12 protein-coding genes are annotated in these 15524 nt (G+C 72.0%); 2 read left to right on the forward strand and 10 right to left on the reverse strand.

Annotation, left to right across the window (positions count from 1 at the left end; genetic code table 11):
- The first annotated feature begins 30 nt into the window (after positions 1–30).
- The gene (locus LO772_RS07285; RefSeq protein WP_231777554.1) at positions 31–705 is read left to right on the forward strand and encodes a MarR family winged helix-turn-helix transcriptional regulator; all 675 of its coding nucleotides are present in this window, start codon (positions 31–33) and stop codon (positions 703–705) included.
- Between the two features lie 58 nt (positions 706–763).
- Here the strand turns inward: LO772_RS07285 and LO772_RS07290 are convergent, their stop codons facing one another.
- The 9 genes from LO772_RS07290 to LO772_RS07330 form a co-directional block, all read right to left on the reverse strand.
- Positions 764–1852, reverse strand: a complete 1089-nt coding sequence (locus LO772_RS07290) for an ABC transporter permease (protein ID WP_331717316.1) — start codon at positions 1850–1852, stop codon at positions 764–766.
- A 3-nt stretch (positions 1853–1855) separates the two neighbouring features.
- A complete protein-coding gene (locus tag LO772_RS07295; RefSeq protein WP_231777555.1) occupies positions 1856–2887 on the reverse strand; it encodes an LLM class flavin-dependent oxidoreductase in 1032 nt (343 codons plus the stop codon).
- Positions 2884–4068: a macrolide family glycosyltransferase gene (locus tag LO772_RS07300; protein WP_231777556.1), complete on the reverse strand. Its 1185-nt coding sequence runs from the start codon at positions 4066–4068 to the stop codon at positions 2884–2886. Before LO772_RS07300 ends, LO772_RS07295 begins: the two co-directional genes overlap by 4 nt.
- Positions 4069–4202: 134 nt before the next feature.
- Complete coding sequence (locus LO772_RS07305; RefSeq protein ID WP_231777557.1) at positions 4203–4598, reverse strand: PPOX class F420-dependent oxidoreductase; 396 nt, start codon at positions 4596–4598, stop codon at positions 4203–4205.
- A gap of 68 nt (positions 4599–4666) precedes the next feature.
- Positions 4667–6292, reverse strand: coding sequence for an ABC transporter substrate-binding protein (locus LO772_RS07310; RefSeq protein ID WP_231777558.1), 1626 nt, complete (start codon positions 6290–6292; stop codon positions 4667–4669).
- A 75-nt stretch (positions 6293–6367) separates the two neighbouring features.
- Positions 6368–8032: a dipeptide ABC transporter ATP-binding protein gene (locus tag LO772_RS07315; RefSeq protein WP_231777559.1), complete on the reverse strand. Its 1665-nt coding sequence runs from the start codon at positions 8030–8032 to the stop codon at positions 6368–6370.
- On the reverse strand, positions 8029–9078 hold the full coding sequence (locus LO772_RS07320) for an ABC transporter permease (RefSeq protein ID WP_231777560.1): 1050 nt from the start codon (positions 9076–9078) through the stop codon (positions 8029–8031). Before LO772_RS07320 ends, LO772_RS07315 begins: the two co-directional genes overlap by 4 nt.
- 165 nt (positions 9079–9243) lie before the next feature.
- Positions 9244–10551 (reverse strand): lipopolysaccharide biosynthesis protein RfbH, encoded by a 1308-nt coding sequence (gene rfbH / locus LO772_RS07325; protein WP_231777561.1) that lies wholly within the window; start codon positions 10549–10551, stop codon positions 9244–9246.
- Positions 10548–11534 carry a Gfo/Idh/MocA family protein gene (locus tag LO772_RS07330; protein WP_231777562.1) on the reverse strand — a complete coding sequence of 329 codons (987 nt, stop codon included), beginning with the start codon at positions 11532–11534 and terminating at the stop codon, positions 10548–10550. The genes rfbH and LO772_RS07330 overlap by 4 nt, the downstream gene beginning before the upstream one ends.
- 246 nt (positions 11535–11780) lie before the next feature.
- On the opposite strand from LO772_RS07330, the gene LO772_RS07335 reads away from it, so the two are divergent.
- On the forward strand, positions 11781–13226 hold the full coding sequence (locus tag LO772_RS07335; protein ID WP_231777563.1) for an NDP-hexose 2,3-dehydratase family protein: 1446 nt from the start codon (positions 11781–11783) through the stop codon (positions 13224–13226).
- Positions 13227–13417: 191 nt separating this feature from the next.
- On the opposite strand, the gene LO772_RS07340 is transcribed toward LO772_RS07335, so the two are convergent.
- Positions 13418–15325, reverse strand: coding sequence for a multicopper oxidase family protein (locus LO772_RS07340; RefSeq protein WP_231777564.1), 1908 nt, complete (start codon positions 15323–15325; stop codon positions 13418–13420).
- Between the last annotated feature and the right edge of the window lie 199 nt (positions 15326–15524).

Below are 15524 nucleotides of genomic sequence, written 5' to 3' on the forward strand. Positions count from 1 at the left end.
CCCGTATCGACTTTTCGCGAGGACCCCGACGTGAGCCCCGACGTGAACCCCGCCGCGAACCCCGCCGCGACGCCGCCCGCGGACCGGCCCGAACGATGGCACCGGTCCGAACCGGGCGACCTGCTCAGCCCGCACGAGGACCACGCGTGGCAGTCCTTCCTGGAGATGCAGGTGCGCTTCTGGCGCAAGCTCGCCCACCTGCTCCAGCACGAAACCGGGTTGTCGGAACCGGAGTTCGCAATCCTCAGCGCGTTGGCGCGGTCGCCCGGCGGGCGCCTGCGGCCGTTCGAGCTGAGCGGCGTCACCCAGTTCGAGAAAAGCCGACTGCACCACCAGCTGACCAGAATGGTCGGCCGGGGCCTGATCACCCGTGAGCGATGTCCCGACGCCGCACGCGCCGCCATGATCACGCTGACCGACGCGGGCCGCGACGCGATCCTCGCCGCGCTCCCCCGGCGCGCCGCGCACATCCGCGAGTGGCTGATCGAACCGCTCGACGCGGGCCGGCTCGCCGCGCTCACCGAGGCCTCGGACGCGATCCTGGAGAAGCTCCGCGTCGACGAGACCGTCGGCCCCGACCCCGTCGCCACGACCACCGCCGAGGCGGACACCGGCGGTTGCGCGACCGACATCGACGACACCGGGGGCTGCGCGACCGAACCCGACGCGTGCGCGGCCGACCCCGGGGGTTGCCCGGCCGACTGACCGCGGCCGACGCGCGTGCGGACCGGGCGGTGCGGACCGGGCGGTCCGAACCGGGGCGCTAAGCCTTCGCCCCGGCGTCGGCCACCGCCTCCTCGGGCCCGGTGCCCGCGCCCGCGTCGCCCGTTCCGTGCCTCCCGTCGCCGGGCTCCTCCCGGTCCTTGCGCTTCCTCCCGAACGCCGCGCCGCGCCGCCGACCGGGCGCGGCGTCCCGCACGATCCTCGGGTCCAGCACCGGGTACAGCAGGTCGACCAGCAGGTTGACCGCGGCGAAGATCGACGCACCCAGCAGCACGAGCCCCTGGACGACCGGGAGGTCCTGCTGACTCACCGCGCCGGTCGCGAGGCGTCCCAGCCCGTCGCGCGAAAAGACCGTCTCGACCACGACGGACCCGGACAGCATGCTGCCGACCAGCAGACCGACCATGGTCAGCGCGGGCAGGACGGCGTTGCGCAGCCCGTGCCGCACGTGGACCGCGACGCGGCCGACGCCCTTGGCGCGGGCGGTGTCGACGTACCCCTCGCGCAGCGCCGCGTCCAGGCTGCGGCCGAGGAGTTGGGCGATGACCGCGGCGGCGGGCAGGGCCAGGGTGATCGTGGGGAGGACCATCGCACCGGGGGCGTCGTTCCCGATCGCCGGGAACAGGTGCCACTGGAACGAGAACTGCTGGAGCAGCAGCAGACCGACCCAATAGGACGGCAGCGACACGGCCAGCGCCGGCAGGCTGTCGAGCAGTCCGCGCAGCCATCGCGGCCGGACCAGCGAGGTCACCAGGGCCAGGGCGGTGCCGAGCACGATCCCGGCCCCCAGGCCCGCGGCGGTGATCGCCGCGGTCGGGGGCAGGGCCTGCCCGATGAGGTCGGAGACCTGTTCGCGCGACTGGATCGACTGGCCGAGGTCGCCGCGCAGCACGTGCCCGAGCTGCGAGAAATACTGCGCGAGCACCGACCGGTCGAGGCCCAACTCGTGCCGCATATCGGCGAGTTGCTCCGGGGTGAGGTCGGAGTTGGGTCCGGCCATCACCTCGACGGGGTCGCTGGGCAGGGTGTAGAGCACGGCGAACGAGATGGTGAACGCCGCCCAGACCACGAACAGCGCCTGGCCCACCCGCCACACCAGGTAGCGCGGCATGCCGCGCACGCCGTCCACGGGTCAGTCGCCGGCGTCGAGCGACCGGCTGGGCAGTTCGCGGCGCAGCACGGGGGCGATCTCGGCGAAGAACAGCTCCAGCGTGTCGGTGTAGTCCCGGGGGTCCAGGACGTCGCCGTCGACATGGATGTGCAGCAGCTCGTGGCCGAACTGCCCGTGCTGGGCCGCGACTTTCTCGATGATCTGCTGCGGGCTGCCGACCAGCACCGAGCTGTGCTCGATCCACTCCTCGACCGTGTCGTATTTGATCGACGAGCCGTCGTAGCGCTTGTTGATCGCCAACCGGGTCTCGAACACCGGGCGGTACTTCGCCACGGCCTCCTGCGAGGTGGCCGCCGCGAAGTAGCCGGCGGTGCCCGCGCCGACGAGGGCCTTGCGGGGGTCGTGCCCGTGGGCCGCGAACCGCTCGCGGTAGTGGTGGATCAGCTTCGCGTACCGGTCGAGCGGGCCGCTGCCGTTGGACGAGAAGATCGGGTCGCCGTGCCGGGCGGCGAAGTCCGCCGAGTCCTCGCTGCTGCCGCTGCCGTGCCAGACGCGGAGGTGCTTGCGGTGCGGGCGCGGCAGCGGCTCGGCGTCGGTGAGCGGGCGGCTGAGCCCGCCTTCCCAGGTCACGGTCTCCTCGGTCCACAGCCGCCGGAAGACCTCGTAGTGCTCCTGGAGGCGCGCCCACTGCGTCTCGGGGGTGACGTCGAACAGCCTGCTGGAGCGGGGGTAAGCGCCCTTGCCGATGATCAGGTCGACTCGGCCGCCGGCGAGGTTGTCGAGCGTCGAGTAGTCCTCGAAGGCGCGCAGCGGATCGAGCATGCCGAGGGTGGTCACCGCGGTGAACAGGCGGATGCGCGAGGTCTTCGCGGCGATGTGGCCGAGGATGACCGGCGGCGACGAGGAGACCGCGGGCCGGTCGTGCCGTTCGCCGATGCCGTAGGCGTCGAAGCCCAGGTGCTCGGCGAGGACGGCCTGGTCGACCAGGTCGCGGAGTTGGACGTCGTCGGGCTTGTCCTGCCGGGGCAGGTGGGGAAGGAGGAGGAATTTCACGGCTGTTCCCGGGTGAGGTGGTTCTCGATCGCGTCGGCGGCGCGGCGGGCGCCACCGGACGCGTGGGTGTGCTCGCGCAGCCGGGCCACGTTGCGGGCGACGGTCGCGTCCTGGGACACGTGCAGCAGCGCGTCGACCAGGGCGGCGGCGTCCAGGTGCTCGGGCGGGAGGACGCTGCCGATGCCCAGCTCGGTGACGCGCTCGGCGTACGGCAGGACGTCGACGCCCTGCGGGACGACGACCACCGGTGTGCCGGTGTGCAGGGCCTCGGAGAGGCTGCCGGTGCCGCCGTGGGTCACGAAGGCGGCGGCGTGCTCCAGCACCCTGATGTGGCGTACCCAGCGGTGGACTTCGACGTTGGGCGGCAGTGGGCCCAGGTCCGCGGGGTCCAGGCCGTCGCCGACCGAGATCACCGCGTGCAGCGGCCGGTCGCGGAACGCCTCGACGGCGGTCTTGAAGAAGTCCGGGTGGAGGTTGTTGACGGTGCCCAACGAGATCAGGACGACCGGGTGCTTGTCCTCGGGCGGCTGCCAGTCGTCGAGGAAGGCGCGCTCCCCCAGGCTCGGGCCGATGAAGACGAAGCGCTCGTCGAACGTCTCGTGTGCGGGCTGGAATTCGCGCGGGACGAACACGATGGTCAGCTCGTCGGGTTCGCGCTTGGTCCACAGGAACTCCCCGACCCGGTCGGCGAGTTGGTAGGCGTCGAGGAAGGCGGTGATCTCCTCGACCGGGTCGGTGAGATGGAAGTCGGGCGCGAGGGCGAAGATCCGCTCGAAGTACGAGTAGTGGGCGTTCGACACGACGCTCGGCGCGAGGTGGACGGCCGGCGTTCCCCAGATCGCGCGCAGCACCCGGCCCGCCTGGAACGCCGCCTCGTCGTAGGCGATCAGGTCCGGGCGGTCGTCGCCGTAGTGCGCCTCGATGGCGCGCAGGATGGCGACGTTCTCCCGGAAGAACGCCTCGGTGGGCGTGATCGAGCTGTCGGCGGCCAGGCTCTCCAGCGGCTTGACCGAGTCGTACGCGAGCACTTCGGCGCCGGTGGCGCGGACCTTCTCGGCGAACTCCTCGACGGTGACGTAGGTGACGTGGTGGCCTCGGGCGACCAGTTCGGTGACGACCGCGAGTTTGGGGAACAGGTGCCCGTTGGACGGGATGTCGATGACCAGGAGCCGGGACGGCATGGGTGTCCTCCTTGGTGGCGTGCGGGGTGCCTGGTGCCGGGCGGTGCCGTGCGGCGTCGGGCGGCGTCGGGCGGCGTCGGGCGGCGATCGGGCGGGAAGTGCCGGACGGGTCGGGGTGGTTCGGGTCCGGCCGCTCAGGTGGCGGGGAACGCGATGACCCGGTCCGGCACGACGCGGACCACCACGCGCGGCACGCCGTCGTCCTGTGCGTGGGTCTCGCCGAGGTATTTCAGGGCGAGTTGGTCGGAGATCTTCCCGGGGTCGAGGTCGGTGAGCCGGACCGTTCCGCGCAACTCGGCGGACCGGTAGGGGTTTTGGGCGTCGTGGACGCTCACGCTGACCCTCGGGTCGCGGGCCAGGTTCGCGGCCTTGCCCCGGCCCGAGGGAGCGACGAACAGCAGTGTGTCGCCGTCCCGTTGGATCCACACCACCGACGACTGCGGGCTGCCGTCCGCCCGCACGGTGGCGACGACGGGGAAGTTGCGGCCGTCGAAGAGCGCACGGGTGGCGGCGTCGAGTGGCACCGGCATGGCGGTGTCTCCTTCCGAGGGTTGCGAGGTGTCCGGCGAGCGGGCGCCGCCGGTGGGGACGGCGGTGGTCAGGACACCCAGACGTTCACGAGCGGGGCCAGTCCCGCGCCCGCGGCGAGCCCGAGGCCGTGCACCTTCTTGACCGCGCCCAGCACGGTGGTCTGCTCGTACACCGGCAGGTAGAGCGCCTGGTCGATGATCTGCTGCTGGGCCTGGGCGAGGAGTTGGTTGCGGGCCGCGGGGTCGCCGGTCGCCAACTGCTGTGTCAGCAGCGGCTGGAGCGGCCCGTCGGGGATCCGGTAGTAGTTCGGCGGCGCGTTGGAGAAGGAGGAACGCAGGATGTCGCCGTCGGCCGAGGTGCCGTTGGTCCAGAAGAAGTCGTACTTGACCTCCTTGAGGCCGTCGACGATCTGCTGCCCGGTCTGCTCCAGCAGCTGCAGGTCGACGCCCGCCTTGGCGAGCTGCGCCTGGATCAGTTCCAGCGACTTCTGCGCGGCACTGGAGATCTTGAACCACGCGGCGACCAGGGTGAGTTTCCTCCCGTCCTTCTCGCGGACGCCGTCCCCCGAGCGCGTCCAGCCCGCCGCGTCGAGGAGCCGGCCGGCCTGGGCGGGGTCGTACGCCAGCGACGCGCCGAGGTCGACGTACCCGGGTGTGGTGCTCGCGAGGACGCTGGTGGCGGTGGCGAAGTCCTCGGTGAGGACCGTGTCGCGGACCTCGGTGCGGTTGATCGCCAGGCTCAGCGCCCGGCGGATGTTCGGGTCGTTCAGCGGGGTGCGCTCGGAGATCGGCACCAGGCCCCACACCAGGCCGGGGTTGGCGGTGGTCACCAGTTGCTGGCCGCTGTCGCGGAGCGTCCCGATGTCGGCGGCGGGCACGTCGGCGATCACGTCGACCTGGCCGGACTTCAGGCTCCCGGTGCGCACGCTGGACTCGGGGACGACCTTGAAGACGATCTTGTCGAGGTGGGCGGCCCCGGTGTGGCGCAGGCTGTCACCAGCCCACGCGTAGTCGGCGCGGCGGGTCAGCGTGATCTGGTTGGTGCCGAACGCGTCGAGGACGAACGGCCCCGAGCCGACGACCTTGTCGACCCTCTGGTCCCAGGGCAGCGCCAGCGTCGCGGGGGCCTGGATGGCCAGGGCCACCCGGGCGGAGTCCACCAGGAACGCCGCGTGCGGTTTGGCGAACGTGACGGTGACGGTCGTCGGGTCCACGACGGTCGCGCCGGTCAGCTCCGAGACGACCGGGACGATCGCCGGGTTGAGCTTGGCCTTGTTGGCGAGGATGTCGTCGAAATTGGCCTTGACGACGTCGGCGGTCAGCGGTGTGCCGTCGGAGAACGTGACGCCGTCGCGCAGGTGGAACGTGAACTCGGTCGCGCTGTCGTTGACATGCCACGACGAGGCGAGCCACGGCAGGATCTCGCCGGTCTTCGGGTCCTGATCGACCAGGGAGTCGAAGATCTGCCGGTTGACGTAGACCGCGGACGTGTCGGTGAAGGCCCGCGGGTTGGCGCTCTGCGCCGGGGACTGAAGGGCGACCGTCAGGGTGCCGCCCTGCCGGGGCGCCCCGGCGTCGCCCCCGGTGGAGGTGCCGTCGTCGGTCGACCCACCGCCGCAGGCGCCGAGCAGCAGGGCCGCCGCCGCCGTGGCCGCCGCCAGGGCCATCCGGGATCTGAACTTCTTGGCGTACATGCGTGCTTGTCTCCTTACGACGGCACCCCGGCGGGGTGCGCGGAAATCACGGGGTGAGCGGCCCGGCGGTTGGGTTCAGGACCGGGCGGTGACGGCGGACGCGCCGGGGACGGCGGCCAGCAGCGCCTGGGTGTACGGGTGGCTCGGACAGCCGAGGACGCGGTCGGCGGGGCCGCTCTCGACGAGGCGGCCCTGCCGCATGACGCCGACGTGGTGGGCGAGTTGGCGCACCACGGCCAGGTCGTGGGAGATGAACAGGTAACTCAGGCCCAGCCGTTCCTGGAGGTCGGCGAGCAGATCGAGGATCTGCGCCTGCACCGACACGTCCAGGGCGGACACCGGTTCGTCGCACACCAGCAGGTCCGGGTCGAGTGCCAGGGCGCGGGCGATCGCGACGCGCTGCCGTTGCCCGCCGGACAGTTCGGCGGGCCGGCGGTCGGCGACGGCGGCGGGCAGCGCCACCATGTCGAGCAACTCCGCGGCGCGCGCCGCTCGTTCGCGTCGGGTGCCGATGCCGTGCGCGGCCGGCGGGTCCCGGATGATCGCGCCGACCGTCATCCTCGGGTTCAGCGACTCGTACGGGTTCTGGTACACGAGTTGGGCGCGGCGGCGCAGCGGGCGCAGCGCGCGACCGCGCCACTCGGTGACGTCCTCGCCGCCGATGTGGACGCGTCCCGCGGTGGGTTCGGCCAGTCGGAGCACCAGCCGGGCGACGGTCGACTTGCCCGATCCGGACTCGCCGACCAGCGCGTATGTCTCGCCTCGGGGCACCTCGAAGGTGACGTCGTCGACGGCGCGCAGGGGTTCGGCGGTGTGCGGCACGCGGTAGTCCTTGACCAGGTTCTCGACGCGGGCCGCCGGGGGTGCCTGGGCGGAATCCGGCCGCGCGGCGGCGGGCCCGCGGGCCGCGGCCCCGCCGGACGCGGCGAACGAGGGTGCCGCGGCGACGAGTTGCCGGGTGTACGGGTGGGTCGGCGCGTTCACGACGGTGTGCGACGCGCCGGTCTCGACGACCTCGCCCGCGGCCATCACCACGATCCGGTCGGCGCGTTCGGCCGCGACCCCCAGGTCGTGGGTGATCAGCAGCACGCTCGTCCCGGACGCGCGGGTCAACGCGCCGAGGTGGTCGAGGATCTGCCGCTGCACGATCACGTCGAGCGCGCTGGTGGGCTCGTCGGCGACGATCAGCCGGGGGCGGGCGGCCATCGCGATGGCGATGAGCACGCGCTGCCGCAGCCCGCCGGAGAGTTCGTGCGGGTATTGCCGGGCGCGCCGCTCGGGGTCGGGCATCCCGGCGTCGGCGAGCAGCCGCAGTACGGCGTCCGGCGCGCTCTTGCGGTCGGCGAGGCCGTGTGCGGTCAGTGCCTCGGCGACCTGTCGGCCGACCCGCCACACGGGGTTGAGCGCGGTCCCCGGGTCCTGCGGGATCAGGGCGATCTCCCGGCCGCGCAGGGCGCGTCGGCGGCGTTCGCCGAGCCGGGTCACGTCCGTGCCGTCGAAGGTGATCCGGCCGCCGGCGACCGCGGCGGCGTCGGGGAGCAGTCCGAGGACGGCGTGCGCGGTGGTCGACTTGCCGGACCCCGACTCGCCGACGACGGCGACGGTCTCGCCCGCGGCGACGCTCAGGCTCACGCCGCGCACGGCGGTGAGCGGCCCGCGCCGGAGCCGGTAGCGGACGACGAGGCCGTCGATGTCGAGGAGCGGTGCGGCGGGCGCCGCGTCGGGGCGGGGGGTGTTCATCGCGGGAGGTTCCGTTCGCCGTCGAGTGCGCGGGACAGCCGGTTGGCGGCGATCACGGTCGCCGCCACGGCGAGGCCCGGGATGGTGGTCAGCCACCAGGCGACGCTGAGCGAGTCGCGGCCGTCGGAGACCATCGCGCCCCACTCCGGGGTGGGCGGCTGGACGCCGTAGCCGAGGAAGCTGAGCGACGAGACCGCGAGGATCGCGGCGGCGAACTCCAGTGCGGCCAGCGCCCATACGGGCCCGAGCGCGTTGGGCAGGACGTGCCGCAGCAGGACGCGGTGGCGGCGGGCGCCGCTGGACCGGGCCGCGTCCACGTACCGGCTCTCGCGGATGCTCAGCACCTCCGAGCGCATGATGCGGGCGCAGGTCGCGATGCTCGCGACGCCGACCGCGATCGCCGCGTTGCGGGTGCCGGGGCCGAGTGCGGCGATCAGGGCGAGGGAGAGCAGCAGCGCCGGGACGGACAGCAGCATGTCGGCGACGCGCATGATGACCAGGTCGGCGACGCCGCGCAGGAATCCGGCGAGCAGGCCGAGCAGCGCCCCGGTGATCAGGCCGACGCCGGTGGCGATCAGCGCGGACAGCAGGGAGACCCCGGCGCCGTGCACCAGCCGGGCGTACTGGTCCCGGCCGAGCGAGTCGGTGCCGAACGGGTGGTCCCAGGAGGGTCCGTGCAGCTTGACCGACGGGTCGACGGCCAGCGGGTCGGTCGAGCTGAACACCTCGGGTGCGATGCCGGCCAGGACGACGACGACCAGCCACGCGACGGCGAGCACCAGTCCGGGCCGCAGGGCGGCGTCGCGCAGGCGCGCCGTGATCCGGGGCCACGCGGGGATGGTCCGCCGGGCGGCCTTCCCGGGAGCGGCCGAGATGCCGGGACCGGCGTCGTGAGGCTTGGCGCGGCCGACCTCCTCACCGCGGGCCGACGCGCCGGGGGCCGACGCGCCGGGCGCCCCCGCGTCGGAGGCCGGGATGCCCTTGTCCGCTCCCGCCGGAATCGGCGCGGACGCCGGGCTCGGCGCGGAGTCGGGACGCAGGGTCACAGCCTCTCCAGGTCGGTGTCGTGGTGGTGCGGACGGCCGGGCGGGTGCCCGGGAGAAGTCTTTCGGCGCCGGGCCCGCGCGGACCCCCTGAGATCCCCCCTACACACACCCTCAGTTGGAGCGCGGGCTCAGGTGGAACGCGGGCTCAGGTGGGACGCGGGCCGATCACCGGCGCGCCGCCGTGAACTCGCGGATGGTGGCGGCCACGTAGTCCGTCATCTCGTGGGTGATGCCGGGGTAGACGCCGACCCAGAACGTGCGCTCGGTGATGGTGTCGCTGTTGCGCAGGTCGCCGACCACGCGGAACTCGACGTCCTGGTACGCGGGTTGGCGGGCGAGGTTGCCGGAGAAGAGCATCCGGGTGCCGATCCGGCGCGCCTCCAGGTGGTCGACGATCTCCGCGCGGGTGAACGCCGCGTCGTCGGCGACGGTCAGGACGAAGCCGAACCAGCTCGGGTCGCTGCCGGGTGTCGGCTCGGGCAGCAGCAACCCCCGTACGCCGTCGAGCCCTTCGCGCAGCCGCTGCCAGTTGTGCCGGCGCGCGGCACCGAACTCCGGGAGTTTGTCGAGCTGGGCGAGGCCCAGGGCGGCCTGGATGTCGGTGCTCTTGAGGTTGTAGCCGACGCGGGAGAACGTGTACTTGTGGTCGTACCCGTAGGGCAGCTTGCCCAGTTGGTGGCCGAAGCGCTTCCTGCAGGTGTCGCTGGCGGCCGGCTCGCACCAGCAGTCACGGCCCCAGTCCCGCAGCGACTCGACGATCTTGGCCAGCGCCACGCGGTCGGTGACGACACAACCCCCCTCGCCCATGGTGATGTGGTGGGCGGGATAGAAGCTGGAGGTGGCCAGGTCGCCGAAACTGCCGGTCGGCCGCCCGTCGTAAAAGGAGCCGACCGCGTCGCAGTTGTCCTCCACGAAGTGCAGGTCGTGCTCGTCGGCCAACTGCCGGATCTCGGCGGCCGGGAACGGGTTGCCGAGCGCGTGGGCGATCATGATGCCCCGGGTGCGCGGCCCGATGGCCTCGGCGACCAGCTCCGCCGTCGTGTTGTACGTGCGCAGCGACACGTCGACCAGGACGGGCACCAGGCCGTTCTGCACGATCGGGTTGACCGTGGTGGGGAAGCCCGCCGCGACGGTGATGACCTCGTCGCCGGGTTTGAGCCGCCTCGGGCCCAGTTCCTTCTGGGTGAGCGCGGTCAGGGCCAGCAGGTTCGCGGACGAACCGGAGTTGGTCAGGTGTGCCTTGCGGCGCCCGAGGAGGTCGGCGAACCGGCGCTCGAAGGCCGTGGCGGCCGGGCCCGCGGCGATCCGCAGGAGCAGCGCGGCCTCGACCAGCGCGGCCCGGTCGTCCTCGTCGAAGACCGCGCCCGACGGCAGGATCGGGGTCGTGCCGGGGATGAACTCCCGCTGCGCCTCCTCGTCGCGGTGGTACTTGCGGACGAGTTCGAGTATCAGGTCCTTGTCCGTCGCGCTCATGCTGATCCGATCGGCTCGCGGGGCGGACGGCCGGATCGCGTGAGCGCCGACTCCCTCACCCGGTCGACTAGTTGGGCCTGGCGTAGCACGGACTCGCCTTCGAGTCCGGAGGGTTCGCCGTGCCGGACGCGCGCGACGAAGGCCGCCACGACCCGGGCGAACTGGTCCTCGGCGGGCAGGGTCAGCTCCTCGACGTGGTCCTGCCGCTCGATTCTGATCACCGGCTGGTGGGTGGGCGGCGGGGTGTACGCCCACTGCACCGATATCCGCCCGTCGCTGCCCCACAGGGCGTACCGGGAGCGGTAGGAGTGCCGCATGCCCCACGTCAGGTGGCCGCTCGTGCCGTTCGGCGCGACCACCAGCGCGGCGCCCGCGGTGTCGACGGCACGCTCCGGGTCGACGTCCAGTGTGGCGCCGACGACGTCGACGTTTGGGCCGAGGTGCAGCAGCGCCGTACGCACGGGGTAGACGCCGATGTCGGTGAGTGCTCCGCCGCCGACGTCGGGTTTCCAGCGAATGTCGTCGAATCCCTTGGACGGGAAGGCGAACTCGGCAGTGAGGCTGCGGAGTTCGCCGATGACACCGTCCCCGACCAGCTCCCGTACGCGGGTGTGCTGGGAGTGGCACAGGAACATGAAGCTTTCCAGCAGCACGAGTCCGCGCGCCTCGGCGAGCGCGACGAGTTCGGCGGCGCTCGCGTACGTCGGGGCGAGCGGCTTCTCGGACAGCACGTGCTTGCCGGCGCGCAGTGACCGCTCGATCCACTCGGCGTGCAGCAGCGCCGGCAGGGGGACATACACCGCGTCGATGTCGTCGCGTTCCAGCAACGTGCCGTAGCCGGCGACGGGTTCGCCGCCGAAGCGGTCGGTGAAGACCCGCGCCTTCGCCGCGTCGCGACTGGCGATCGCCGCGAGCCGGGTGTCGGGATTCGCGGCGATCGCGGGCAGCATGCGCCGCCAGGCGATCCCGGCACAACCGATCACGCCTATCCTCAAGGGCCTTGCCCGCACGCGTTCCGCGTTCACTGCCGGACCTCCGGAATTGCGCCGCACCGACGTTGATCGAAAAAGACATTAGAAATGCGATCGCGGGACGGTCAACCCCCTCGTGCGCGTTCCGAAAACCCCGACACGTACCCCTAAACGTCCCCTGAAGTTTCCGCTCGCGGGTGCCTCGGAATATCCGACCGGCATAGTGGGCGCCATTGTTCGGGTTTCCTGGGAGGCGCGATGTCCGGCATTTTGTCCACGCCGACGGCGGACCGGTCCACCGCCGTGCGGATCACCGAGTCCGCACTCGCCCTCGACGGCGTCGCCCGCCTGACGGAACTGCGGACCTGGTTCGCCGAACGCCGCGCGCACGACGTCACCACGGTCGAACCCGTGCCCTTGGACGCGCTGGAACGCTGGCACACCGACCCGGACACCGGGAACCTCGTCCACGAGAGCGGCGGATTCTTCCGGATCGAGGGGCTGTCCGCCGAGGTGCGCGGGGCCGCGGTCCCGGCGTGGACGCAGCCGATCATCACGCAGCGGGAGGTCGGCGTCCTCGGCATCCTGGCCAAGGAATTCGACGGCGTCCTGCACTTCTTGATGCAGGCGAAGAATGAGCCGGGGAATTTCGACGGCGTCGAGTTGTCCCCCACCGTGCAGGCGACGCGCAGCAACTACACGAAGGTGCACGGCGGGTCCGCGGTCCCCTACATCGACTATTTCCTCGACACCGCGCGGAACCGGGTGATCGCCGACGTCCTGCAATCCGAGCAGGGCGCCTGGTTCCACCAAAAACGCAATCGCAACATCATCGTCGAAACCGACGAAGACGTCACGGTCCGCGACGGATTCGCGTGGTTCACCCTCGGCCAGATCCACCGCCTGCTGGCCGACGACGCGGTCGTCAACATGGATTCCCGGACCGTGCTGTCCTGCCTCCCGTTCTCCGGCGCCGGCCTCGCCGCGGCCTTCCCGATCTTTGGCGACGACTTCCACAGCGCGCTCCTGCACTCGTGCAGCGACGACTCCGGCTCCCTGCACAGCACCGGGTCGATCCTGAGCTGGATCACCGACACCCGCAGCCGCCACGACGTCCGCGCCCGGACCATCCCGCTGCGCGACGTCGACCGCTGGATCCGTTCGGGTGGGACGATCTCCCACGAATCCGGGCTGTTCTTCACCGTCATGGGCGTCAGCGTCCGCGCCGGACACCGCGAAGTCGCCTCCTGGTGCCAGCCGTTGGTCGCACCGATCGGCATCGGGGTGAACGCGTTCCTGGTCAAGCGCGTCGACGGTGTCCTCCACGCCCTGGTCCACGCCCGCGTCCAACCGGGCTACCTGGACGTCACCGAACTCGGCCCCACCGTCCAGGCCACCCCCGGCAACTACGCCTGGCTCCCACCCGAGGCCCGCCCCCGCTTCCTCGACGAAGTCCTCGCCGCCACCCCCGACACCATCCGCTTCGACAGCCTCCTGTCGGAGGAAGGCGGACGGTTCCACCACGCCCGCAACCGCTACCTCGTCATCGAAACCGCCCCCGACCACGCCCCCGACCCGGGCCCCGACTTCCGCTGGCTCACCCTCCACCAACTCGTGGGCCTGCTCCGCCACAGCCACTACGTCAACGTCGAGGCCCGCACCCTCACCGCCTGCCTCCACAGCCTCACCGGCACCACGAGCTGACCGCCCGTCCGCGCTGCCTGGCGGGGGTACCGGCGGGCAGCGCGGCGTTGCCTGGTGACCCGAGTCGGAGATTCCCGGGTGGTCCGCTCGCTCCCGGCACCGAGATCGGCGATGCCCGTCGAGCCGCGCCCCGGAGGAAGCGGGGCGCGACCACGGGTCGATCGCGGCGGCCGAGCTGTCTCCGACTCGGGTCACTGGTGGTTGTGCGTGTGTGCGGTGGGGTGGTGGGGGCTGTGGTGGCCCATGCGGGTGAGGACTTGTTTGGGGGTGACGGTGAAGGGGCGCATCATGCCTTCGTCTTCGTGTTCGAGGATGTGGCAGTGGTAGAGGTAGCGGCCGGTGGCGCCGGTGAACTGGCCCGCGATGGTGACGACTTCGTAGGGGGCGACCCGGATGGTGTCCTTCCAGCCTTGTTCCTCGGGGCCGAGTACGCCGGGGGCCTGGTGGGTCGCGGTCCAGTGGACGACGTCGTCGGGGGCGGTCGAGGCGGTCGCGGTGTAGACGTCGCGGCGCAAAGCCTGGAAGCCCAGGAGGTGGACGTGCATGGGGTGGCCGGGGCCGGCGATGTGGACGAAGTTCCAGACCTCCCAGCTGTCTTGGGCGACGAAGAAGCCCAGCGCGTCGTCGAGGACGCTCGCGGTCCTGCGGAACGAACGTGACGTGCCGGCGGCGTCGGTGACGGTGAGCAGGCGGTCGCCGGGCCGGGCCTGGTAGTCGGCGGGGGTTTCGGTCAGCTCCCAGATCTCGGGGTGGCCGAGGGGTTGGCCGTCGTCGGTGGACAGGGCGATCCAGCGTTCGACGTGGTCGGCGGGGAGGTCGGCGCGGGTCAGGCGGCGGAAGGAGGGCGAGACCACGGAAGGCAGCGTGAACGTCTCGGCGGAGCGCGCCTTTTCGACGCGGAATTGCAGGACTTCGGGACCCAGCGGTGACGGGCCGCTGGTGTTGGTGTCGACCAGCCGCAGGCGTTTGCCGGCGTGGTCCTTGAAGTCGACGAGCACGTCGGCGCGTTCGGCCGCGCCGAGGGTCAGCGCGTCGAGGCGTACGGGGGCGGGCAACAGGCCGTGGTCGCCGCCTATCTGCACCAGCGCTCCCGGCACCGGCGTCAGCGTGCCGTCGGGGTTCTCCACCCGCAACTCCAGGGTGTATTCCCGGGTGTTCGCGCCGTTGAGGATCCGGAAGCGCCACCAGCGCGAGTCCACCGGGACGTACGGCCAGATGACGCCGTTGACGACGTTGTACGGGCCGATGAACGGGAGGTTGAGCCGCGTCGGGTGCTCGGGCGTACCGCCGTCGACGTAGCCGATGCGGTGGAGCAGGCGGCCGGTGGGGACGCCCTGGGCGTCGGTGTCGAGGTTGCGGTCGGCGATGACGAGGGGCAGTTCGCGGGGGCCGGAGGGCAGGTTCAGCGCGTCCTCCTCGGCGTCGCGGATCAGGAACTGCCCCGCGAGGCCCGCGTAGACGTTGAACGCCGTGATGCAGTTGGCGTGGTCGTGGTACCACAGCGCGGTCGAGCGCTGCGCGTTGGCGTACTCGACGAGCTGGGTGTCACCGGGCGAGATGCCGTTCTCGGTCCATCCGTCGTTGCCGCCGCCGGTGACCGCGCCGTGCAGGTGCACCACGTTCCAGGCGGGCAGCGCGGCCACCGACGGGTCGGGGGTGGCGGTGCCGCGCCCGGGGTCCAGCAGGGAGCCGAGGTCGGTGAACGGCACCTGGATTGCCGTGACCGGGAACGGGCCGCTGATCTCGTTCCGCCAGGCGACGCGGAGCCGTTGGTCGCGCCGGACGACGATGGTGGGCCCCGGCACCGAGCCTTCGTACGCCCACACCGGCGTCGGCGGCAGCTCGGAGTGGAACCGCACCGTGGTGGCGATCTGCCGGACGGTGATCTCCGGGGTCGACGCGGACGGCTTGATCACCGGAGGTATGCGTATCGGGTCACGGAACTTCGTGAGGTCGGTGGTGTTCGCGGGCAGGCCGGCTCCGGGCCCGCCGCGCTCGTGGTCGGTGGTTGCCGAGGCGGTGCGCGCGGCACTCCGTGCGAGGGAGGCGGCGCCCAGGACGGCGGCGGTCGTGGTGACGAACTGGCGGCGGTTCGGCATGCGTTGGGGTCCCCCCTGCGGGTCCGGCGGTAGTCGGTGCCGATGGTGGGCGCGCGGTGCGCCCGGCTCAATGCGGACCGGCGAAGTCAGGGGGTTCGGGCCCGTCCGCCCGGGGTTTCCGGAGCCGGGCGTTCCGGTGCCGCCGGGCAGTGGGGCCGCCGTGGGCGTTCGGTTCCCGGTCAGTGGGCGGTGTGCCGTG

It is taken from the genome of Yinghuangia sp. ASG 101, assembly GCF_021165735.1.
In the GTDB taxonomy this organism is placed as follows: domain Bacteria; phylum Actinomycetota; class Actinomycetes; order Streptomycetales; family Streptomycetaceae; genus Yinghuangia.